The organism is Bacteroidota bacterium, assembly GCA_018266755.1.
Taxonomy (GTDB): Bacteria; Bacteroidota; Ignavibacteria; order Palsa-1295; family Palsa-1295; genus JAFDZW01.
Genome location: JAFDZW010000006.1, coordinates 175,317 through 198,374, shown reverse-complemented (window position 1 = coordinate 198,374; position 23,058 = coordinate 175,317). Strand labels below are relative to the sequence as shown.

Sequence of the window (23,058 nt, the reverse complement as noted above, 5' to 3'; positions counted from 1 at the left end):
CGTCTCGTGGTATTTTTGTAGCGATCACTTCACTCTGATCCATGGACGCTTTTCGCATTGAAGGTGGAAAACCCTTGCACGGCTCTGTTCGTGTGAGCGGCACGAAGAATCTGATCTCCAAACTCATCGTCGCGTCGACGCTTGCCGATTCTGCGAGCGTCCTGACGAACGCACCGCTGACGCTCGGCGAAACGGAGATCACCTCCGATATTGTCCGCTCGCTCGGCACGAAGATCGCCACGAGCACCGACGCGCACGGCACGATCACGCCGCATACTCCCACCTTCGAGACGTCCGTCATTCCCGACCGATTCGCACTGCTGAACCGCATCCCGATCCTCCTGATCGGACCGTTGCTGCATCGCAGCGGCAAGGCGAGTGTCCCGATCCCGGGTGGCGACAAGATCGGCGCGCGGCCAGTTGATTTCCATATCAACGCGCTCCGCAAGATGGGCGCGCATATCGAGCATAAGGATTCGTACTACCACTGCCACGCCGATTCGCTGCGCGGCGAACATATCGAGTTAAAATTCCCGAGCGTCGGCGCGACGGAGAACATCATCATCGCCGCGACGCTCGCCAAGGGCACGACGATCATCGACAATGCGGCCGTCGAGCCCGAGATCGTCGAACTCATCAAGTTCTTGCAGAAGATGGGCGCGATCATTTCGATGGGCACGAACCGCCGCATCATCATCGAAGGTGTCGATCGCTTGCACGGCGCCGAGCATCGCATCATGCCCGACCGCATCGAAGCGGCATCGTTCGCGTGCGCGGCCGTGGCCTCGAAAGGGGATGTGTTCATCGAAGATGCCGACCAGTCGGCGATGCTCACGTTCTTGAACCAACTTCGCCGCGCTGGTGGAGATTTTGATATTACGAACGACGGCATTCGCTTCTATTATACCGGCAAGCTCAAAGCCATCGCCATTGAGACCGACGTTCATCCCGGCTTCATGACCGACTGGCAGCAGCCGTGGGTGCTGATGATGACGCAAGCCGAAGGACTTTCGGTCATTCACGAGACGGTGTACGAGAACCGCTTCGGCTATGTGCAAGAGCTTCGCAAGATGGGCGCGCATATCGAGCTCTATAATTCCTGTCTCGGCGGGGGAGAGTGCCGCTTCACGACGCTTGCGTATCCGCACTCAGCGGTGATCTTCGGTCCGTCGAAGCTCAAAGGCGCGGATATCGTCATCCCAGATCTTCGCGCAGGGTTTGTCTATCTCATCGCCGCAGCGATCGCAAACGGCACGAGCACGATCACCGGCATTCACCACGTCGAACGTGGGTATGAGAATATTCAAGGCAAACTGCAGGCGCTCGGCGTGAGCATCGAACGGATCCAGGCCTGAGGTTCGTAGGGGCGACGCATGCGTCGCCCGTGGACGGGGTGTGTGCGAGAGTTGCGGGCGAGGCATGCCTCGCCCCTACGAAATATTGATGTTGTCGTACAAAAAAAGGCGGGGTAACACCCCGCCTTTTTAGTAGACGCTTCAGTGAAGCACTTATTGCTTCTTGATACCGGTCGTCTTCTTGCCGACTACGCCACCCGGGGTGGTCTTTGCGGTCTCGTGCTTGGTCTGATCGACCTTGCCTGCAGCCGGAGCCGTTTTGGCCGGAGCGGCCTTCGGAGCTTCTTTCTTTGCGGGCTCTTGCTTCGCAGCGTCCGGAGCCGGACCGGCGATGAACGCCGTGATGTCGGCGCCGAGCTTCTTGTGATCGTCCATTGCCTTCGAAGCGCTGCTGGTGCATGCCGAAAGCTGTGCGTTCAAGCCGGCGATTGCAGCCTTGAGTTCGTCGTTCGTCTCGGTCTTGGCGTTGGCGTATGCCTTGAGGCTGTCATGCATCGCGTTCATGGCCGGCATCATGTCGTCCATTTTCTTGATCTCTGCCTTGAATGCAGCGATCTTCGCGGTGTCGGCCTTCGGGGCCTTGGCAGCCTCGTCGAGCTTGGCAAGCCAGGCCTTGTGATCGTCCATCATCTGCTGAGCCTGCTTGGTATCGTCACCGATGACCTTATCGGCTTCCGCCTTCTTCGCATTGAACTCCGTCACGAGCGCTTCGTCGCGCTTCGCACCGCAACTTGCCAACGTGATGCCGAGGGCAAACACGAATAGCAACGAAAAGAAAGAAAAGTGCTTCTTCATAGTTGTTGTGATTGAAATGAATGCTTCGTAATAACCAGAACGCAAAAACATCATTGTGAGCCCGGGCGGTTTCGAACCGACGACCCTCTGATTAAAAGTCAGATGCTCTACCACTGAGCTACGGGCTCTGCCAACCCCCGAAATACCAACGTATAACGAGAGACCGCGTATAACGTGGATTTGGAGAACTGAGTGCCCTGCCTACAGTTGCAACCCCGTCCTGCTTGCCAAGGGGCCGATTCGGTCAACTTCCCCGGTTCGGTTGTGCGATGGGGTGAATTATTCATATCCTCTCTATGCAGATAGTGAAGAGTTCTAATAAATCAGCGTTTATGTTGGGTAGCCTCATTTGAGGTTGGTGATCGATTGGAATCAACCACCCCAACCCCGCCTTGAAAAGGCGGGGCGTCTTATCTACTTCGCTTACGCAGGATTGAGGGGTATGAGGATCGTTAGTTTCGTAGCTGTTGAAGCAAGTAATCAATCCATTGTTTAGAGTAATCTTCATTGATAGCGTAAGCAGAGATAATGATAACCCCTCCTTTTCAAGGAGGGGCTGGGGTGGTTGATTCGAGCTTGCCGCCTCCCCCTCGTTTGATCTCCTCGATTCGCTTGATGATATTCGTCACACACCTGTCTACGCTAAAGTGTACTTCGCCGTCGGTGAAGCGTATCACATCGATATTGTTTGCATTGAGGTAGGCAGTTCGGCGGAGATCATATTCTTGTTGTTCGGGTGATTCATCTGTTGTGCCGTCGATCTCGACAGCGAGGTGAAAATCGGGACAATTGAAATCGACGATCTACGGCACGAGTCCGTGCTGACGGCGGAATTTGTAGCCGGAGCGGTGGTTGCGTAATCCGTGCCACATCTCACGTTCGGCACGAGTAGGATTGGAGGGTAGTTCGCGCCGGCGTTCCTTGTGCTCAGTCGTGTTGTAGAACTTGCGGAGCATGTGCGAAGATACGAATCAACCACCCCAACCCCGCCTTGAAAAGGCGGGGCGTCTTTTCTACGTTGCTTACGCCGGTTTGAGAGCTGTTCGGATATCCGGCTTTGCAGTTGTTGAAACATACTATCGCTTTCTCAGCGAAGTATTCTCACTGGACGGCGTTCGTAGGGTGCATCGTGAATTTGGATTGCTGGGATGCGGACGAATCTAAAATGTATGGTGTGAAGTATGCATTCGTTCAAACCTTGAGGGATTCTTCGCTTCGCTCAGAATGACGAGCGGGGGGGGGGGGGGGGGGTACGGGGGGGGGTTTATCGGTAGCTCACGACCATCTTTCCTACGCCGGTCGAGAGGCGGAGGGTGAGGATCGGGGCGCGGGACTGGTCGAAGCCGACGCTGGTGTAGTAGCCGTCACGGCGCTTGTTCAGGCCGCTGAACGAAAAGGAGCTGAAGAGATTGTCGTCGTAAAATGCCTGGACTCGGGCAGCGCCGGGCGGGATATTAATGACGACTTTGCCGCAGCCTACTTCAACATTCGCGTCGAGATCGCGCTGCATGGTACCCGTGAAGTTGAGTTCGTAGTAGCCAATGCCGCCGGTGAACTTGAATGTCTTGACGTTGTAATTGCAGATGCCGTCCATCGTACATTCGCCAAGCCCTGCATTGACATTGCAGAACTCCATCACCGAGCGATTCTGGGTGCGGGCAACGATACGCGACTTCGACGCTTGGTTCTGAATGCCCATGCCGACAACTGCGAGACCGCTGATGTCGATCACCGACTCGCCGAAGCCGGTTTCGGCCCAAAGGTTGATCGGGATCGTGGGGTTCAAAAAGACTCGGGAATAGTCATCGCTGCTCTTGGCGGAAGGGACGGGAGAGTAAAAATCGTTGACATCGCGGACGTAGTGAGTGCCGCCGTCGGTTTGGATCGTCCCGGCGCCGGTGAGGGTAAATCGTCCGTTGCTGGCCCAGGTACCTTGCGCAAGCTCTTGTTTTCGCTGGAGCATTCCGTCGTCGGAGCCGAGGGTAATGCGCAACGTACCGATCGAGTAGTCAGAACTTGTCAGGTATCGGTAGTGCATCGGCGGCGGATCGTCCTCGTCGTCGGCCTTCGTCTCGATGATGGCGGCAAGGTTCGGGTCTCCGTTTCCATAGACGCCGACGGAGCCGTAGGGCGCTTTGATGATGACGTTCATTCGATTCTCACGATGCTGCGGATCGCGGTCGACGGCATATCGCCACAGCTTCGCAGCGGCGTATGCGGTCGATGCGACAGCAAGGACCGAAGCAGCAGCGATAGCCGCCGTCCGGTTGGAGAGTCTGAATGGTTGCGAAATTCGCAAAACCTGTCCCTTTGTGTCGGTGATCAGAGAGTGAAACGTACACCACATCCTCGGGCATGGGCCCGGGTATCATCTGACCCTACGCGAAGCCGGTGCCAAATGTTACAACACGCGAAGTGAAGAAATTTTTGAGAATTTGGGCATTTCGCGGTGCGAACCCGAACACGCGGCGAAGGTGAGGTGTTAATTGTACAGAGAGGTGGCCCCGGCCACCCACTCTGACAGAAGGTTCGGCGGAGGAAACGATAGGGTCAACAACGCCAAAAAGAACCTTACAATTATAGACTATGGGCGACTGATCCGATTTGTACCGATTGCAGGCCTCACCGTCCGCAAGGACGGAACTCCAATACCGGTGCGCCGTGCTGCTTGCAGCGCCGCCACCTGCGGGACAGTGGAAGCAAAAAGTAACAAATGCAGATGCCCACTGTATCAGGGCTCGGTTCTTTTAGCCCTTGTTCCGACGGGAAACCGTCGGCAGACTTCGGTTCGGGATCCTGCCGATCCATGTATGCTCTTGAGCATGCGTCCTTCGGCGAACGGTGACTACCCGAAGCTGTGTCCCTGTCGCGGATCTCGCCGCCTTCTGTCAGAGGATATTTCGTTCGCCCGATCACGGGCGCAGCCAGTCTATCCAATGCGCGCACTTCGAGTCGGGATCACCGGAAAAATCGGCAGCGGGAAGTCCACCTTCTCCGATGTCCTGCGCGAGAAGGGAGTCGAGGTGATCGATACCGACACCCTCGCGAAGGAAGTGATGTCCTCCGACCCGACACTACGGGCAGAACTCGTTGCGCTGCTTGGTCCTGATACGTATCGCGACGGTTCACTCAATACATCCTTTGTAGCTTCACAGATATTTAGTGACGAATCGAAGCGTCATGCGGTAGAATCGCTTGTTCATCCGGCAGTGATGCTGGAGGTGGAACGACGTATCGCCAATGCAACGGCCGGAAGCGTCGTCGCAGTCGAGTCTGCAATTCTGGTTCAGACGGGGTACGATGAGCTTTTCGATGTACTGGTAATGGTTTGGGCAAGCGATGAGTCCGTCATTGAACGAGGCGTCGCAAGCGGAAAATTTAGCCCAGAGGATATCGAGCGGCGGTTGAGGGAACAAGATTATAGTGATGAAATTAAAGGGTTTGCCGACTTTCTAATAGAGAATAATTCGACAAAGGACGCACTGCGGTCCAAGTGCGATACCATTTTTGGTATAATCCGGGCGATGGCTTTCGGTGTATTACCTCCCGAGCCGTTACGCTCGATCGAGCCTTCGGAGGAATAGTCGCCCGAAGTGTGGATAACCAAGTTGTCCACAAAATGCTTTTGCCGGTTCAGTCGTAACAATTTGTTAATATATTTGTATCGTAATTCTTTGCTCTCTACATCTGATTTTTTCTTTACTCGAACATTTCTTTATTTCACATTGGAGGAACATACATTATGTCACGATTCCTACTGAAATCCTGTCTCACGGTACTTGTTGTTGCATCGCTTGTTAGCCTGTCGCGCGCGCAGGACGACGAAAAGATCGTCCGTCCGAGCACCAAAGCAGGTTCTGCAGCGTGGGAGTTCAGCTTCGGCGGTCTCTCGACGCTCGGGATGGCTTCGGTACCGATTGCAAACGTGAACGAAGGTGGCACCCCGATCGCGGTCGTCGGTGCAGGTTACAAGTATTATCTGTCGGACGATATGGCCTTGCGTGCATTGCTCGGCTTCTCGACCAGCAGCGATGGTGACGAGGATGTGACCAAGTCTGCGACCGGAAAGACGACGAACACCAGCTATGGTATCGCCGTCGGTGTCGAAATGCACACGCATGCGGTGTACTCGACCTCTCCGTACTTCGGCGCACAGCTTGCATTCGGCGGCGCAAGCACCGATAACAAGCGCACCAGCGGCGGCAACACCACCGAGAACAAGGGCAGCGGTACGACATTCGGTATCGGCGTATTGGCCGGTTTCGACTGGTATTTCACGCACGGACTTGCCGTCGGCGCAGAGTATATGCTCGGCTTCAGCTCGATGTCGTCGAGCACGACGACCAGCTCGGGCAGCACCAGCACGACGACCGACGCACCGTCGAGCACTGCGATCGGCATCAGCAATGCCGGCAACGTGCACCTCGTCGTACACTTCTAATTCGATCATAGCACTGCATGATCATGAAGCGTATTTATACATCGCTTTGTGCTGTCGCAATCGCGCTGACGATTACCTCGTCAGCGCGAGCGCAGGATCAGTCGCAGAGCATCCGTCCCATCACAACCAAAGGGACGATGGCGATGGAGTTCGCCTTCGGTGGCCTTAGTTCGATGCAGATGGGTGCTGTGGATCTGGCGCAGATCTTTCTTCCTTCACAAGGTGAAGGGGGAAGCACACAAACGTATCTGGCGGCCGCAGGCGTAAAGTACTACATCGCCGACGAACTGGCGTTGCGAGGTTTGCTTGCGTTTTCGACGTCGACCTCCGGCGATCCCGATCCGACGAAGTCTTCGAATGGGAAAGACGTTCAGACGCTCTTCGGCATCGGTGTTGGGGTTGAGATGCATACGCATCCGGTCTATGCTGTGTCGCCGTATTTTGGCGCTCAGCTAACCTTTGCCACTTCCGGGTTGACAAATACGAAGAATCAAGTCGATCGTGCCGACAGCAAGGATGCATCCACGCTGGCCACGACAACGGTCGAAACAAAGAGCAGCGGCAACGGAATCGGGATCGGCCTCCTCGCCGGTTTCGATTGGTACGTGACGCATGGTATCGCGATCGGTGCGGAGTACACCTTGGGCTTCAGTACTTCGTCGACCAGCGAAACCGTATCGGGAACGACGACGGACTATCCGTCAACGACCATGATCGGTATCGCCAGCGGCAACATCCATATGCTCGTACACTTCTAAGCAATCGATCGAACCCGGTCGATGTTCACGATGCCCCTCGAAATCGAGGGGCATTCGTTTTCTATCAGGTTTGTTAGACGGCCCGTGAAAGAAACAGACGTACTGATCCTTGGCTCCGGCTCGGCCGGGGTGTTCTTCGCGTTGCAGCTCGCACAGCGTTCGAAGCTGCGAATCACGATCGTGACCAAGAAAGAACGCTCCGAATCGAATACCAACTACGCGCAAGGCGGCATCGCATCGGTGATCGATGCCCACGATAGCTACGAATCTCACGTGCGCGATACGCTCATCGCCGGTGCCGGCCTCTGCGATCTGACGGCAGTCGAGACACTCGTGCGTGAAGGCCCTGACCGCATTCGCGACCTGATCGATCTCGGAGCTCGGTTCACCACCGACAAATCCGGCAACCTTCACCTCGGCAAAGAAGGCGGTCATTCGGCCAATCGCATCGTCCATGCAAAGGACCTGACCGGGCGAGAAGTCGAGCGTTCGCTGCTTGCGGCGATGTCGCAACACAAGAACATCACCTTGCTCGAGGATCACTATGCCGTTGAACTTCTGACCGATCATCAGCGCGTAGGGCGTAAGCCGCGCAACGGCAAGGCGACCAAGTGTTACGGCGCGTATGTGCTCGACGAACGCACCGGGAAGGTCCATATCGTCCGTGCTCGTCAGGCGGTCATGGTCGCAACCGGTGGCTGCGGGCAGGTATATCTGCATACGACGAATCCGTCGATCGCGACCGGCGACGGTATAGCGATGGCCTACCGTGCAGGTGCGACCATTGCCAATATGGAATTTATCCAATTCCATCCAACGGCGCTCTATACCGGCACCGAAGGCAATGCTTTTCTTATCTCCGAAGCGGTGCGCGGTGCAGGCGGTGTTCTGCGCAACAAACAGGGCGAGCGGTTTATGAAGCGCTACGATCCCACTCGTCTTGAACTTGCACCTCGCGATATTGTTGCACGCGCAATCGATGCCGAACTCAAGAAGCACGGCGACGACTATGTACTGCTCGACCTCTCGCATCTCGATGGCAAGCACGTTCGCGACGAATTCCCGAATATCTATGCGCAGTGTAAAACGATCGGCATCGACATTACGAAGCAGCCGATTCCAGTCGTCCCCGCAGCTCATTTTAGCTGCGGCGGAATTCTGACTGACCTCAACGGTCACACCAGTATTGCCAGGTTGTATGCTTGCGGCGAAGTCGCCGTGACGGGTGTGCACGGAGCGAACCGGCTTGCGAGCAATTCATTGCTGGCGTCGCTCGTGTTTGCAAAACGTGCTGCCGACGACTTGCTCGAGGATCTGCTGGCGAAGTCCGACGTGCCGGATGTCAAACTCGAGGAGTGGGATGAATCCGGCACTGAAAACGCCGAGGAATGGGTTGTCATCCAGCATGATCGCCGTGAAATCCAACAATTGATGTGGGATTACGTCGGCATCGTGCGCTCGAACTATCGCCTCGAACGTGCAAAGCGCAGGCTCGAGCTCATTGCGAAAGAGATCGAGCAGTATTATCGAAAGACGAGGGTGACGCTGCCACTGCTGGAGCTGCGTAACATTGCGATCACTGCGCTCCTGGTGGTACGCTCGGCGAAAGCACGTAAAGAGAGCAGGGGATTGCATTTCACGACCGACTATCCGCAGCAGAACCCCAAACTCGCAACGAAGAATACGTTGCTGCAACAACGATTGTAACTACTTCGCGAAAGGAGAGACTCATGGCTCATGCACAACCGGCTCATGCGAAAGATGCATTCAGCAAGTCCGCACTTGCTCATATCGCCTCGGCCATCGCAGATGCCGAACGTGATACCTACGCCGAGATCCGAGTAGCCATCCACGACGAGCGAGAGACGGAGCTTTCGGGCAAGCCGCTAGCGGACGTCGCGAAATCCGAATTCGCGAAGCTCGGCATGCATAAGACGGCGGCGCGCAACGGACTGTTGCTCTTAGTCCTGTACTCCGAACGCAAGTTCTACATTTATGCCGACGTCGGTATTCATAGCAAGACCCAACCCGAAACATGGACCGATGTTGCGGCACAGCTTGGTAATGATTTCAAGCAAGGGCATTTTGAAGAAGGCGTCACGAACGCTCTGAAGAAGATCACCGAGCATTTGCGTGGTGTACTCTCGAAACCTGCCGAACGCTCGAACGAACTCTCCAACGAAGTATCTATCGGCTGAGTAGAATGCCCCTCCAACCCGCTACCATCGCCCTCGCACAAACAAAAGCTGTCATCGGCGACGTCGCTGCGAATGCCGCTCATCATGCCGAGATCACCCGTCGCGCAATTTCTGCTAAGGCCGATGCGATCGTGTTTCCCGAGTTGTCGCTGACCGGTTACACGCTTCGCGATCTGAACATGGATGTCGCGCTCGATCCATCAAACTCGCCGCTGTTGGCAGAGTTGCGCGAACTCAGCAAGGAAATTACGATCGTCTGCGGCGGCGTCGAACGTGCATCAAATGGTGGGCTGCACAATGCCGCGTTCGTGTTCGAGGATGGCTCGCTCATCCATACCCATCGCAAGATCTATCCTCCGACCTACGGCATCTTCGAAGAACAACGTTATTTTCTACCCGGCAACAAGGCGCAGGCGTTCGAATCGCGCCGGCTCGGGACGGTTGGTGTACTCGTCTGCGAAGACTTGTGGCATCCGTCGCTGCCATATCTACTGGCATATCAGGGGGCACAAGCGATCATCACCATCGCTGCAAGCCCGACACGCCTGGCCGGTGTGGGCGATGAGGATGGCCCGACGAATTACAAGATCAACCGCGAACACCATGTGACCTTCGCACGACTCTTCAGCGTGTATGTCGCGTTCTGCAACCGTGTCGGCGTCGAGGATGGGGTAAATTTCTGGGGCGGCTCGGAAGTCGTCAGCCCGGACGGCTCAGTACTCTCTCGCGGAGCATTCTTCGATGAAGACCTCGTTCTCGCAACGCTCGACCCTTCGCTCCTCGCCCGCACCCGTGAAACCTCTCGCCACATGCTCGACGAAGACCTCCTGCTCATGCGGCAGATGATGGACGAGACGGTGATGAAGAATCGTTCTTAGCTCGACACGATGCAATTTTGTCGGGAAAGAATCCGCCATCCCGCTTGTTATACTACGCTATCGAATAAGCCCCCTGTTGGCTTGAACTCAATGCTTAGTTATTAGTATGGCAAAGAAAACCGCAGTGAAACCCTCGGGCAAACGCCGCTTCAGCGACGAGGACCCGGCGAGTTACAAAGAACCAGCTCCCGTGAAAGGCACATCCGCTGCCACCGCTCACCCGCACGAGAGTCCGCTCGAGTCCATGATGCGGCGGTTCGACAAAGCACAAGAAATTCTCAACCTCGAACCCGGCATCTATCAGTACCTGAAGACGCCGGTAAAGTCGGTGATCGTCTCGATCCCGATCGTTCGCGACGACGGCTCGACCGAAGTATTCGAAGGATATCGAGTCATTCATAACGATATTCTCGGACCCTCGAAGGGCGGCATTCGCTATGCTCCCGATGTTGATCTCGACGAAGTGAAGGCGCTTGCCGCGTGGATGACCTGGAAGTGCGCGGTCATCGATATTCCGTTCGGCGGCGCCAAGGGCGGCGTTCGCTGCGATCCGCGCAAGCTCTCGCAGCGCGAGATCGAAGCCATTACCCGACGCTACACCTCCAACATGCTCGACGTTTTCGGGCCGGAGCGCGACATCCCGGCACCGGACGTGAATACGAACGAGCAGGTCATGGCCTGGATTCTCGATACGTATTCGATGCACATGCGCCGCACCGAGCCCGGTGTTGTTACGGGCAAACCATTGGTGTTGGGCGGCAGCCGCGGTCGTCGCGAAGCAACGGGGCGTGGCGTCATGCATGCGACGCTCAGCGGTCTGAAGAAGCTCAAGATTTCGCCTTCCAAGGCAACAGTTGCCGTCGAAGGCTTTGGCAATGTCGGCTCGATCAGCGCAGCGTCGCTCGAAGATCAGGGCGCGAAGATCCTCGCGATCTCCGATGTTACCGGCGGGTACTATAATCCGAAGGGGATCGACATCGACAAGGCGATCAAGTGGTCCGACGATCACGGTCATCTGCTCGAAGGATTTCCGGGTGCAGAGAAGATCACGAACGAAGATCTGCTCGAATTGAACGTGGACGTCCTCGTGCCGGCAGCTCGCGAAGACCGAATCACCGAGGACAACGCTGCGAACGTGAAAGCGAAGCTGATCGTCGAAGGCGCCAACGGCCCGACGAGCGCCAGCGCCGACTCGATCCTCGAATCGAAGGGCATCATGGTCATCCCCGACATTCTTGCGAATGCCGGCGGTGTGAAGGTGAGCTACTTCGAGTGGGTACAGAATCGCATGGGCTATTACTGGGATCTCGAGACGGTCAACAAGCGACTCGAAGATGCGATGGTTTCGGCCTTCGACCGCGTGTACGAGAATTCGCAAAAGCACAAAGTGTCGCTGCGTCTGAGCTCGTACATTCTCGCGATCGATAAGGTCGCTCGTACGCTTCGTCTGCGCGGTATCTACGGTTGATGCCCGGACGTTCGTATATCGTGTGTGCAATGGTGTTCGCCCTTGTTCTTACAAGGGCGAATGCATTTTCGCAAGGTGTGGCCGCGCTTTCCGATGCGCGCTTCGATTCGCTCGGCCGAGTCGCGATGGCGAATTTTGTCGAAGGGAAGTTCTTCTGGAAGACGCATTTCGATCTGCTCGTGCCGAAGGCTGACTCCGCGCTTTTCTCGCAGTTCGCCACGCAACGAAAGGACAAGCACGTGTTCTATGGCACTGACGCAGCGGCGGTGCCGAAAGTCGCTGACGACACCGAGCGGCAGTTACACGTCTTCTCTTCGATTCGCCGTACGATCAGTTACGAACAGGGCGGGAAAGACACCGTCTTTGAGCGTGCGACGATCTCGGTCAACGGCTATACGCCCGGATACGTGACAACGCCGTTCGTTTCAACATTTGAGGTATTTCGTGACACAATTGTACCGTCGGTGCGTAGCATACCCATGGCGAGCGGCGACGAGCAGCACTCGTTTTGGGACGGAACGTTGAAGCCCGTTCTCGTGACGGTTGGGGCAGCGGCAATTGTCGCACTCTTTTTTCTCATTCGCAGTTGAACCGTTCTTGTGAAGAACCTACTGACGATCGCACTTGCATTCATCGCCGCAGCGCTTATCTCCTGCGGTCCGACGAAATCCACCGAAACATCGGTCGGGAAGTATTCCCCCGAAAAACGGTTCGCCGACGGCAAAGCGGCCTATGGAAAAGAAGACTGGCTGCTCGCGACTTCCATTTTCGATGAAGTCCGGTTGCAGGCGCCGACCTCTGAATTTGCTGCCGAAGCGGCGTTCCTCGAAGGGATGTCGCGCTACAAGAGCGAGACATATATCAGTGCCGCCGTCGATTTTCGTGCGGTGCGGCGCAACTACCCGAATTCCGAATTTGCCGACCGCGCACAGTTCATGGTCGCCGAATGCTACTACGGTCTCTCGCCGCGAACGGAGCTCGACCAGACATACACTGGCTACGCCATTACCGAGTATCAGACGTTTCTTCGCGATTGTCCGAGAGCCTCGAAACCGCTCCAGGATAGTGCCACGTCGCGCATCGCGGAACTCCGAAACAAGCTCGGTGCGAAGGTGCTGATGTCGGCGGAGCTGTATATTAAGTTGATCGACCGGAAGTCTGCATTGAAGTATTTCGAGCGCGTGCTCGATCAATACTACGATACGCCGTCGGCCAGCGAGGCGCAGCTTCGCATCGCGGAGGTGCAGTACTCGCGCAAAAAGTCTCGCGAAGCGATGGATGCACTCGATGCGTTCGATCAGAAGTACCTCTCGTCGGCAACGCCGGCGCAGCGCGAACGCGCGATGAAGCTTCGCCAGCAGATCTCGCTCAAATAACTCACCCCACCACCACCACCATGAGCAAGCAACGACCGAAACGCGTCAGCGCATCGAAGATCGAGATGACCGAACTCGTCCTGCCGAACGATACTAACGTCCTCGGCAACCTCCGAGGCGGTACGCTCATGCACTGGATGGATATTTGCGCAGCGCTTGCCGCAGCAAAGCACTCGGGACGCATCTGCGTGACGGCCAGTGTCGACGAGATCAACTTTCTCGGTCCTGTGAAGTTGGGTCAGGTCGTGCATCTTCGAGCAAGCGTCAACCGCGCGTTCACGACTTCGATGGAAGTCGGGGTACGTGTCGAAGTCGAAGACATTCACACGGGTCACCACCGTCACGTCAATACCGGTTACCTGACGTTCGTTGCTATTGACGAGATCGGTCACCCTGTGCCGGTGCCGGAAGTCGTCCCGGTAAGCGCCGAGGAGAAAGCCCGCTACAATGCTGCTTCCGTGCGTCGCCACGACCGCCTTGCTCGTCGCCGCCATATCGCCGAAGAAGAAGCGAAGCTCGCGAAGGCGGCCGCCAAGAAACGCTCGAAGTAACAACCCACCGTGACGAGCACCGCCACGCTTACTGCCGAAGGACTCACGAAGCGCTTCAACGCTGCGCCTCTATTTGCGCCCGTCTCGTTCGAACTGCGTGCCGGCGAGATCGTCGCGATCACCGGTTCGAACGGCACCGGGAAAACAACGCTACTGAAGATGATAGCAAGCGTGCTCTCGCCAACGAAGGGAAGCGTTGCCTATCACGTCGAAAGCAAGCCGATCCCGAAGGACGAGTATCAGCCCTATCTCGGCTACGCAGCTCCGTATCTCGAACTCTACGCCGAACTCACGGCGATCGAACATTTACAGTTTATCGCCGAGCTCAAAGGCAAGAGCATGGATAGCGGCGAGTGCGTCTCGCTGCTGACATCTCTCGGCCTCGAGGCCGCCGTTGCGCATTCCGATCGTCAGGTGAAGCAGTATAGCTCCGGCATGCAGCAGCGCGTGAAGCTCGCAATGGCCTTCGCACTTGCGCCACGATTTATCTTCCTCGACGAGCCGAGTTCGAATCTCGATGCCGCCGGCATCGAACGTCTGTTCCATCACATCACCGACGCCGCACACAATGGCGCCATCGTGATGATCGCCACAAACGACGCGGCCGAAACGGAACTCGCGACCAGACGAGTAGCGGTCGAACGATACGTCGCCCCCTCACGCCAAGCTTGATGCGTCATTCTGAGCAAAGCGAAGAATCCCTTGAGGTTGACGAGACTATTCAGGTGTCCCGAAAGAGATTCTTCGCTTTGCTCAGAATGACAGCTAATTGAACGATTGCTTTGAAATTTACCCTCACCCATACCGACCCCACGACCAAAGCCCGCGCAGGCGTGCTCGAGACCGATCACGGTACGATCGAGACGCCGTGCTTCATGCCGGTCGGGACGCTTGCAACCGTGAAGTCACTCACGCCGCGCGATATCTGGGAGACGGGCGCACGCATTCACCTGGCGAACGCATACCACCTGTATCTGCGCCCGGGCACCGAGATCGTGCGCGAAGCCGGCGGCATTCATCGCTTCTCGAATTGGCAGGGTGCGGTGCTCACCGATTCGGGCGGGTATCAAGTCTATTCGCTCGGCGATCTGCGCAAGGTGACCGACGAGAAGGTGACGTTCAAAAGTCATCTTGACGGGTCGAAGCATGAGTTTACGCCGGAGAAAGTGATCGAGATCGAACGCGATCTCGGGCCGGACATCATGATGGTGCTCGACGAATGTCCGCCGTCGAACGCCGAGAGGAAAGTGGTATCGCGCGCGGTCGAGCGCACCATCCGCTGGGCGCATCGCGCCAGCGAGCACTTCCATGCGACCAAGCCGCTGCATGGCTACGAGCAGGCAATGTTCCTCATCGTGCAGGGCGGTGTGCATCACGATCTGCGCTCCGAGTGCGCCGACGAACTCGTGAAGCTCGATTCGTTCGGCTATGCGATCGGCGGCCTTGCTGTCGGCGAACCGAACGAGGTGATGTATGAGGTCACCGACCATACAACCAACCATCTTCCAACCCACAAGCCGCGCTATCTGATGGGCGTCGGCACACCGATCGATCTCGTCGAGTGCATCGCACGCGGCGTAGATATGTTCGATTGTGTGATGCCGACACGCAACGCCCGCAACGGCCAGCTCTTTACCCGCAACGGCAAGATCAACATCCGAAACTCAAAGTTCAAACACGACTTCACCCCGATCGACCCCGAGACCGATTCCTACGCCTCACAGAATTTCACCCGCGCATATCTGCACCACCTCTTCAACACCGGCGAAATCCTCGGCCCCGTCCTCGCGACAATGCATAATATTGCGTTCTATCAGGGGGTGGTGAAGGAGGCAAGAAAGGCGATACAGGAGAACGAATATTATCGGTGGCGGAGGAAGTTTGTGGGCAAAATCAAGCAGATTTGAGGTTAAGCTACCGAAGTAAAAATTGGTTTGAAGCTAGGTCTTGACTTAGTGCAGTTATTGAAGTACCAATCCAGAGTTTCTGGGCGGCAATACATTCCTCCCGAACATAGTGCTTTAGGAGGAATACATGCAATAAGTTATATATAAGAGATTTCTATCGCTGAAATACTCACCCCCTTGGTTTGTGTGGTTAGCTGACTAATGTAACTAGTCAAAGCTACTATGGGAATATTAACAAGACTGTCTTGTTAAATTACGTCTAACTGCGCTTCCTACAAAATCTCGTGTAGAGTAACAATTTTTATATAAGAACTCTTTAGATTATGGAGAAAATCTCAGTCCAGTAATAACCTTCAAGAAGAAGAATTGGAAAGTCTGGAGTCGCTTTAGTCCCAAGTAAAAGATGGCTGTGCGATAATTGTCGTAATAGGGGTCCTGCTAGAATTTGTTGTACACCACCACGTCTTGGAGGCCACAATTTCGTTCTGGTGGGACGATATCCCGACGATGATCATTGCTGTGGAGATAGAGGGGGAGATATTGAGTTCTCATAGAGCTCGTGCAGCGTCCACCACACGCATCGAACGGCTATGGAGTAACGCAACGTATGCAAAGATGAGAAGCATGTCAAGATACCTTCGAAGAGAAAAGTTTGCACTGGCGCTGTCTGATAAGCCAAAGTCGGACGTTGAACTGGCCTTTAAGCCCGAAGATGAGGAATCGTACTTTCTTGCTTCTCAGCTAAAATGGGCGCTCGAAAAGGCCAGCTCGAATATCGTTCGAGTAAGACCTATTGACGAAAGCGAAACGGACCCAAGATATGTGGATCCTTCATCACCAATCTGCTCGAGAATTGGGGTGGGCTTCGGTGGTATTGTTTTGAGAACCAGGGAGGGTGGTGAACCTTTCGTCTAATTACGAGGCGATCATGCGGTGGGTGCTCTTTTGCATGCGATTTGGGCTGGGGATATCCATCATGCGGGAACAACCATTACCGACCCTAAAATGCCTGCTGGACTCATAGTGGTATATGTTACCCCAAGAATACAAGGATAATTTGGGCACGTTCTCGTCAAAGAGTACCCGCTGTTATTTGTGAGTTTCCTTCTTCTTTTCGCACTGTGTTCGTTCAGCGGACAACCCGGATCTGTATCCAGGTATAAGGTTGAATAACAAACTGGCGGGCCACATGCTCTGTGCAAGAGCAGCCCGACCACCGAAGAACCCTACAATGAACGTAGAGGCCACTCTACCGACCGAGTCGCGTGGTTTGAATACAGCAGCACTCTTGGCAAGTTCGAAGTCTGCTTGTTGAGCACGTACAAGTCCTTCAGGCGAGAACCAATGAACCCCTCCGTCTCCCCAAGAATTTTGTGAGACGTATAGACGTAAGTAATTGTAGTCCATGTCGTGTCTACAACATGCTCGATCGAGCTCATCCAACACTTCGTTACAGTGAGTCTTAGTCGAATCGCAGTCATTGCCAGCTCCACACCAAAAACCATACTTTTGGTCTTTGACAAGTCTATGCATAGCCTTGACCTGTTCGTGGGCCTGCGCGGGTATAGCAGCATTTGCCTTCGCTGTCGCAGTCTGATGTCCGACGGCGTCATCACCAAATTTCCTTTGGACTGTTGCCCAATCCGTGGGAGCGTACGCATGCTTACGGTTGATGAAGCCATTATCCGACTGAGTGGTGCGTCCACCCCCCCCCTGTTGCACTGTATGCGTCAGTTCATGCGCCAGCAGATGTTTGCCGTCGGAGGATTCGGGGGAGAACTTGCCGGAGTTGAAGAAGATGTCGTTGCCGACGGTGAACGCTTGGGCGTTGAGGTCGCGCGAGAGTTGGACGGCGGCTCCATCGGTGTGAACCCGGACGCCGCAGAAGTCCGTGCCGAAGCGGCTTTCCATGAACGACTTTGTCGGCGCAGGCAAGGGGGTTCCGCCGCCTCTGTTCGCTTCGATTGCGGATGCGATCTCGGGGCTTGTTTTGAAGCCGTCACCACGTCCTGCTCGTTGGATGAAGGAGGCGGCAGGCATTCGATGGATCTTCTCCTCATCGCTGCAGGCGGCGCACTTACGTTGGATGAATCCAGGCTCCGGCATTCTCATGACACGATCGGCGACTGCATCGGCCTCGTGTTCGGCGGGGTCGTGAGCAAATCCGACGGTCATTGCACGCTGAATGCGAACCGCACTTGCGGACGCTGTGGAAGTCGTTTGTGGCTGCGCTATCGTGGCATGTCGTTCTGACATAGGACAACCGATTATACCAAGGCTCTAACTTACGAATATTTTCGGAATATCCGGTACACATTTTCCTCACAAAATGAAGGAAATGTTGAGGGGTGCCCGTAACATTAAATCATTGACGGGCACCTTGACAGGCTGGGGAAGATGTTGTATCTTGCCGCTGATATGTATGGGCACCATGTTCCGAACGACGAAGCATGAGAGGAATGCAACCGGGCGAACTACCCGATCATAGTTCAAAGCGTATGGCTCCGAGCTACCCAAAGTCCGCACCCGCGGACTTTCGTGTTTCTGGGAGGAAGGGTACGTGCGTGTGCACAACGATCTCGTTGAATAATAATATGGTTGCAGGTATAGGTGCTCGCAAATTATTGAAGTTACGGGGAGGGGGGAAGAATGTAAAATGTAAAATGCAAAATGTAAAATTGGGCCGTTGCGAGGGTTTTCAGGTCTGGGGGGAACGACCTCCGGCCGCTTGGGCCTGTCGAATGTTTCCGTAAATCCGTCTGTTTTAGTGGTTCTGTAAATTAACCTGAACGCATGAATCTACTTTCTTACGGCATTCTCTTGATGGCACCCCAGCAGGGTGGGCAGGACGCGGGCTCGAGCATGGTTTCGACGCTGGTCATGTTCGGCTCGATCATCGTGATCTTCTATTTCATGATCTATCGTCCGCAGCGCAAGCGCCAGAAAGAGCGCGAAGAGCTCATCACCAAGATGGACAAAGGCGATAAGGTCATTCTCTCCGGCGGCATGCACGGCACCATCAGCGCAATCGAAGACAAGACCGTCCTCGTGACCGTTGCCGAGAACACCAAGATCCGCTTCCAAAAGAGCGCGGTCGCAGAAGTGCTGCCGAAGAATTGAGAATCAGGAATTGAAAAGAGATCGTCATTCTGAGGAGTGGCTCTAGCCCGAGGAAGAATCCCTTCAGGTCTGCACGAATGATCGAGGCACACGGGAAGGGATTCTTCGCTTTGCTCAGAATGACGATCTTGTTGAAGAGGTGAGGTACGTATGCTGAACACGATTGACGAAGCCATTCAAGACATCAAGGCCGGGCGACTGGTCATTGTTGTTGACGATGAAGAGCGCGAGAACGAAGGTGATTTTATCACGGCCGCGGAAGTCGCGACGCCGGAGACGATCAACTTCATGCTGCGCCACGGTCGCGGTGTGCTCTGTACGCCGATCACCGAAGCCCGGGCTGCCGAGCTCGAGCTGCCGATGATGGTGGATGTCAACACCGCGCTGCATGGCACACCGTTCACGGTCAGCATCGACTTCATCCACGGCACGTCAACCGGCGTCTCCACGAGCGACCGTGCCGCGACGGTCCGCGCCATTGCGAATCCCCGAACACATGCCAAGGACTTCGCCCGTCCGGGTCATATCTTCCCGCTGCGTGCAGTCGAAGAAGGTGTGCTGCGCCGCGCAGGACATACTGAAGCGGCCGTCGATCTCGCACGCATGGCCGGGTTCTATCCTGCGGGTGTGCTGGTCGAGATCTTGAACGAGGACGGCACGATGGCCCGCTTGCCGCAGCTTCGCAAGCTTGCCGATGAGTTCGGCATGAAGATCATTTCGGTGCAGGACCTCATCCGTTACCGCACCGAGCGAGAGAAGATGATCGAGAAGATTGTCGAAGTCTCGCTCCCGACCTATTACGGAAATTTCCATCTCCACCTCTACCGTAACAAAGTGGACGGCAAGGAGCACATCGCCCTCACAAAAGGCGATATCTCCGGCGGCGAGCCGCCGCTCGTACGAGTACACTCCGAGTGCTTCACCGGCGACACTCTCGGTTCGATGCGCTGCGACTGCCAGGATCAGCTTCACGCCGCGATGATGATGGTCGAACGCGAAGGTCGCGGCGTCGTGCTCTATATGCGCCAGGAAGGCCGAGGGATAGGCTTGGCGAACAAGCTCAAAGCGTACAAGCTGCAAGAACAGGGCAAGGATACGGTCGAAGCGAACGAAGCGCTCGGCTTCAAACCCGATCTTCGCGACTACGGTATCGGTGCGCAGATCCTCGTCGATCTTGGCGTGCGCAAGATGAAATTGATGACGAACAATCCGAAGAAGATCGTCGGGTTGGGAAGCTATGGTTTGGAAGTCGTTGATCGCGTCCCGATCGAGATACCAGCCAGCGAGCAGAACGCGAAGTATCTCGCGACAAAGAAGTCCAAGCTCGGCCACCTCCTCGGCGGCCACACACACGGCCTCGAGAGCATCGTACAGGACCTAACGGATACGCCGTAAGGTCCCGAGAAATGGAACACTTTAGTTATAGGCCTTCGTTTTAGAACTGCACAACGGGAGGTATCTTGCCCACACCGGCGAGATGCCTTCTTCCTTTTTTGTAGGTAGACGAATATGTCCGGTAAGTTATACGTGACCAAAGAGCGCCTCTCGGAGATCGAGAAGGAGCTACAACATCTGAAGATTCACGCCCGCAAGGAGATCGCATCGAAGATCGCCGAGGCTCGCGCGCAGGGTGACCTCAGCGAAAATGCAGAGTACGATGCCGCGCGCGAAGAGCAGGGGCTCTTAGAGCTTCGCATCCATAAGATGGAGGTGATGCTCGCGAACTCGTCGATCATCGACGAATCGCAGATCTCGACCGATAAAGTTGGGATGATGTCGCGCGTGCATGTGAAGAACACGAAGACGAAAAAGGTCAACATCTATCAACTCGTCAGCGCCGACGAAGCGGATTTCGAAGGTGGGAAGATTTCTGTGTCTTCGCCGATCGGGAAGGCGCTGCTCAATCATGTCGTGGGCGATACGGTACAGGTAAAAGTACCGGCTGGCACGATCGAGTTGCAGATTACGGAAATTACTCTCTGAGGAAACGAGTTTACAGTGCTCGAAAATTGAACGCCGCCCGGATGGCGAAATTGGTAGACGCAGCAGACTCAAAATCTGCCGCCAGCAATGGTGTGTCGGTTCGAGTCCGACTCTGGGCACAATGATCCGATCGGTCGTGGACTTGGGCCGACGAAACCAACCGTTATTCGGCCTCGCGTGATTCTCTGATCTTCTCCCACAACTCGGCGACCAACTCCTTTATGTTTGTTCCTGCAACGGCGCTGATGATCATCGGCTTCTTGCGGTCGAAACGAAGCGCTTCGTAGGACTTCAGTTGTTTGCTCTCAAGCACGTCGGCTTTTGTAATGACCACAATGCGAGGCTTTTTCAAGAGAGATTTATCGTACTGGCCACACTCTTCTTTGAGGATCTTGTATGCAGTCGAGGGATCTTGTTCGGTGTCGGAGCCGTCGAGCATGAACAAGAGGATCGCGCTGCGCTCGATATGGCGCAAGAACTGGTGCCCGAGGCCCCTGCCTTCGCTGGCGCCTTCGATGAGCCCGGGAATATCAGCGACGACAAACGAGCGATGTTCTTCGGGCGCTTGGACGATGCCGAGATTCGGGACAAGCGTCGTGAACGGGTAGTCGGCAATCTTCGGCTTTGCGGCGGAAACGCGGCTGATGAGCGTTGACTTGCCGGCATTCGGAAAACCAACGAGCGCAACATCGGCCAGCAGCTTCAGTTCGAGTTCGATCGATCGTTCTACGCCGGGTCGTCCGTCGGTTTTATGACGCGGCGCTTGGTTGTTGGCGTTCTTAAAATGGCTATTGCCGAATCCTCCGCGTCCGCCTTTGGCAATCACGACTTGTTCGAACGGATCGGTAAGATCGGCAAGTTGGTCGCCGCTTTCTTCATCGCGAACGACCGTGCCGACCGGCACTTTGATGATGACATCCTTCCCGTCACGACCCGTCATGTTGTTGATGCCACCCGGCGCGCCGTTCTGCGCTTTGTACTGACGAATGTAACGAAAATCGAGAAGCGTCGAAAGCTGTGGGTCGGCCATGACGATCACATCGCCGCCGTGACCGCCGTCACCGCCGGCCGGCCCGCCTTTGTCGACGTATTTCTCGCGTCGCCAGGCAATGATGCCATTGCCGCCATTACCGGCGGCGATCGTAATATGTGCCTCATCAACGAACTGCATGCGTCTCGCTTCCTTGAAATTTCATTCTGATTACCGACGCCCATTTCACCAGGAGCTTCGGTGTGTGCTCGGCCTTTTGCAAATGGATGACAGTTTCGAGATTCAGTAACGCATCCTCATACCCGACGGCTGCGTCGATCATCGAGACGAGACGCTGGTACTCGAACGTGTTGCCGTGGAACAGATCGTCGATCGTCTGTTTACGAAGCTTGTTCGAAATGAACAGCGAGATCGGCGGCATATTATTGCTCTGTTGCTCCTCGCTGTGCCGCATGTGCGTTGGCAGTGGCAGATGTACGCCTGCTTGTCGAAGCTCGTCGAGAAATGCTTTATACCGTTCTTCATCGGGAAGCTCGGCAACGACTGGTTCGGTTACCGCTTCAGGAGGTTTCGGTACCTCAAGCGGACGAATGTTCGACTTGATGAACACTGCAAGAGCGTGCAGATCGTTTACCGAGTGATCGGCAAGCGCAGCAGGTTCGATTCCTTTATCGGTAACGATTGCATGTATCAGTACAGCGAGCACGCCTTCCTCACTGAATCGCTCCTGAAAGAATCCATGCACCGGTTGGAGGTACGTCGCGATCTGCTCGACACTCGCATTCGAAAGTGCGAGATACTCGGTGTGACGAACGAACGCACGGCGCGCATCACGATCGGAATTGGCACCATTAACCCGAAACCACTCGAACAGAAATTCGCCGTAGTAGGGATAGTCGGTCAGTGCCGCAAGTTTATCGACAACCGATGCGCCGTGATCGGTATCGAGAAAATCGACGAGGAAGGCATTCGGCGTGAGCAGATATCGTGCACAAAGCGAATGTGCTTCGCTGACAAGGTGCTCGCATTCCGCCGGGGTAAAGAGCTGTTCGTCGTCCTGCTCGCCGAGGAGCATGCGAAGAAACGCCTGAACATTGGAGGGCATCACGACGACGTCGAGCACGCGCGAAAGCCGGAATCGCTCGGTCTCGGCCGGTTCCTGTGCATAGAGCCACGAAAGGACGCGTTGCGTCCTTGTGCTGGCTACTTCGTTGACGATTTCGGGTACGGTCATGGG

At 55.5% G+C, this 23,058-nt stretch carries 24 protein-coding genes and 2 tRNA genes; 18 read left to right on the top strand and 8 right to left on the bottom strand.

What is annotated here, in order from left to right:
• Positions 1-41 precede the first annotated feature (41 nt).
• Positions 42-1,355, top strand: coding sequence for a UDP-N-acetylglucosamine 1-carboxyvinyltransferase (gene murA, locus JSS75_13190; protein ID MBS1904655.1), 1,314 nt, complete (start codon positions 42-44; stop codon positions 1,353-1,355).
• A gap of 153 nt (positions 1,356-1,508) precedes the next feature.
• On the opposite strand, the gene JSS75_13185 is transcribed toward murA, so the two are convergent.
• The 5 genes from JSS75_13185 to JSS75_13165 form a co-directional block, all read right to left on the bottom strand.
• Positions 1,509-2,150 (bottom strand): hypothetical protein, encoded by a 642-nt coding sequence (locus JSS75_13185; GenBank protein MBS1904654.1) that lies wholly within the window; start codon positions 2,148-2,150, stop codon positions 1,509-1,511.
• A gap of 56 nt (positions 2,151-2,206) precedes the next feature.
• Positions 2,207-2,278 (bottom strand) — tRNA-Lys (locus tag JSS75_13180).
• A 417-nt stretch (positions 2,279-2,695) separates the two neighbouring features.
• A complete protein-coding gene (locus JSS75_13175; GenBank protein ID MBS1904653.1) occupies positions 2,696-2,953 on the bottom strand; it encodes a DUF559 domain-containing protein in 258 nt (85 codons plus the stop codon).
• A complete protein-coding gene (locus tag JSS75_13170; GenBank protein MBS1904652.1) occupies positions 2,954-3,106 on the bottom strand; it encodes a DUF559 domain-containing protein in 153 nt (50 codons plus the stop codon).
• A 308-nt stretch (positions 3,107-3,414) separates the two neighbouring features.
• Positions 3,415-4,449, bottom strand: coding sequence for a hypothetical protein (locus JSS75_13165; protein MBS1904651.1), 1,035 nt, complete (start codon positions 4,447-4,449; stop codon positions 3,415-3,417).
• 637 nt (positions 4,450-5,086) lie between these two features.
• Here JSS75_13165 and JSS75_13160 point away from each other — a divergent pair.
• The 13 genes from JSS75_13160 to JSS75_13100 all read left to right on the top strand — a co-directional run bounded on the left by JSS75_13160 (position 5,087) and on the right by JSS75_13100 (position 16,642).
• Complete coding sequence (locus JSS75_13160) at positions 5,087-5,734, top strand: dephospho-CoA kinase (GenBank protein ID MBS1904650.1); 648 nt, start codon at positions 5,087-5,089, stop codon at positions 5,732-5,734.
• A gap of 158 nt (positions 5,735-5,892) precedes the next feature.
• Positions 5,893-6,591, top strand: a complete 699-nt coding sequence (locus JSS75_13155) for an outer membrane beta-barrel protein (protein ID MBS1904649.1) — start codon at positions 5,893-5,895, stop codon at positions 6,589-6,591.
• Between the two features lie 23 nt (positions 6,592-6,614).
• Entirely contained in the window at positions 6,615-7,349 is a 735-nt protein-coding gene (locus JSS75_13150) for an outer membrane beta-barrel protein (protein ID MBS1904648.1), read from the top strand.
• A gap of 30 nt (positions 7,350-7,379) precedes the next feature.
• Positions 7,380-9,056, top strand: a complete 1,677-nt coding sequence (gene nadB, locus JSS75_13145; GenBank protein ID MBS1904647.1) for an L-aspartate oxidase — start codon at positions 7,380-7,382, stop codon at positions 9,054-9,056.
• A gap of 23 nt (positions 9,057-9,079) precedes the next feature.
• The gene (locus JSS75_13140) at positions 9,080-9,547 is read left to right on the top strand and encodes a TPM domain-containing protein (GenBank protein ID MBS1904646.1); all 468 of its coding nucleotides are present in this window, start codon (positions 9,080-9,082) and stop codon (positions 9,545-9,547) included.
• A 5-nt stretch (positions 9,548-9,552) separates the two neighbouring features.
• Positions 9,553-10,425, top strand: coding sequence for an acyltransferase (locus tag JSS75_13135; GenBank protein ID MBS1904645.1), 873 nt, complete (start codon positions 9,553-9,555; stop codon positions 10,423-10,425).
• Between the two features lie 106 nt (positions 10,426-10,531).
• On the top strand, positions 10,532-11,893 hold the full coding sequence (locus JSS75_13130; GenBank protein MBS1904644.1) for a Glu/Leu/Phe/Val dehydrogenase: 1,362 nt from the start codon (positions 10,532-10,534) through the stop codon (positions 11,891-11,893).
• Positions 11,893-12,483, top strand: a complete 591-nt coding sequence (locus tag JSS75_13125) for a hypothetical protein (GenBank protein MBS1904643.1) — start codon at positions 11,893-11,895, stop codon at positions 12,481-12,483. Before JSS75_13130 ends, JSS75_13125 begins: the two co-directional genes overlap by 1 nt.
• A 9-nt stretch (positions 12,484-12,492) precedes the next feature.
• Positions 12,493-13,269, top strand: a complete 777-nt coding sequence (gene bamD / locus JSS75_13120) for an outer membrane protein assembly factor BamD (protein MBS1904642.1) — start codon at positions 12,493-12,495, stop codon at positions 13,267-13,269.
• A gap of 20 nt (positions 13,270-13,289) precedes the next feature.
• Positions 13,290-13,820 (top strand): acyl-CoA thioesterase, encoded by a 531-nt coding sequence (locus JSS75_13115; GenBank protein ID MBS1904641.1) that lies wholly within the window; start codon positions 13,290-13,292, stop codon positions 13,818-13,820.
• Between the two features lie 9 nt (positions 13,821-13,829).
• Positions 13,830-14,492, top strand: coding sequence for an ABC transporter ATP-binding protein (locus tag JSS75_13110; GenBank protein ID MBS1904640.1), 663 nt, complete (start codon positions 13,830-13,832; stop codon positions 14,490-14,492).
• 110 nt (positions 14,493-14,602) lie between these two features.
• Positions 14,603-15,727, top strand: a complete 1,125-nt coding sequence (gene tgt / locus JSS75_13105) for a tRNA guanosine(34) transglycosylase Tgt (GenBank protein MBS1904639.1) — start codon at positions 14,603-14,605, stop codon at positions 15,725-15,727.
• A gap of 507 nt (positions 15,728-16,234) precedes the next feature.
• Complete coding sequence (locus tag JSS75_13100) at positions 16,235-16,642, top strand: hypothetical protein (GenBank protein MBS1904638.1); 408 nt, start codon at positions 16,235-16,237, stop codon at positions 16,640-16,642.
• A gap of 174 nt (positions 16,643-16,816) precedes the next feature.
• Here the strand turns inward: JSS75_13100 and JSS75_13095 are convergent, their stop codons facing one another.
• Positions 16,817-17,902, bottom strand: coding sequence for a DUF4157 domain-containing protein (locus JSS75_13095; GenBank protein MBS1904637.1), 1,086 nt, complete (start codon positions 17,900-17,902; stop codon positions 16,817-16,819).
• A 618-nt stretch (positions 17,903-18,520) separates the two neighbouring features.
• Between JSS75_13095 and yajC the strand changes: the two genes are divergently transcribed.
• The 4 genes from yajC to JSS75_13075 all read left to right on the top strand — a co-directional run bounded on the left by yajC (position 18,521) and on the right by JSS75_13075 (position 20,949).
• Positions 18,521-18,847 (top strand): preprotein translocase subunit YajC, encoded by a 327-nt coding sequence (gene yajC / locus JSS75_13090; protein MBS1904636.1) that lies wholly within the window; start codon positions 18,521-18,523, stop codon positions 18,845-18,847.
• A 150-nt stretch (positions 18,848-18,997) separates the two neighbouring features.
• Positions 18,998-20,242, top strand: coding sequence for a bifunctional 3,4-dihydroxy-2-butanone-4-phosphate synthase/GTP cyclohydrolase II (locus JSS75_13085; protein ID MBS1904635.1), 1,245 nt, complete (start codon positions 18,998-19,000; stop codon positions 20,240-20,242).
• 114 nt (positions 20,243-20,356) lie between these two features.
• Positions 20,357-20,830, top strand: coding sequence for a transcription elongation factor GreA (gene greA / locus JSS75_13080; GenBank protein ID MBS1904634.1), 474 nt, complete (start codon positions 20,357-20,359; stop codon positions 20,828-20,830).
• Positions 20,831-20,865: 35 nt separating this feature from the next.
• Positions 20,866-20,949: transfer RNA gene (locus JSS75_13075), tRNA-Leu, on the top strand.
• A gap of 44 nt (positions 20,950-20,993) precedes the next feature.
• Here the strand turns inward: JSS75_13075 and obgE are convergent.
• Positions 20,994-22,001: a GTPase ObgE gene (gene obgE, locus JSS75_13070; protein MBS1904633.1), complete on the bottom strand. Its 1,008-nt coding sequence runs from the start codon at positions 21,999-22,001 to the stop codon at positions 20,994-20,996.
• Positions 21,988-23,055: a hypothetical protein gene (locus JSS75_13065; GenBank protein MBS1904632.1), complete on the bottom strand. Its 1,068-nt coding sequence runs from the start codon at positions 23,053-23,055 to the stop codon at positions 21,988-21,990. Before JSS75_13065 ends, obgE begins: the two co-directional genes overlap by 14 nt.
• Positions 23,056-23,058 lie beyond the last annotated feature (3 nt).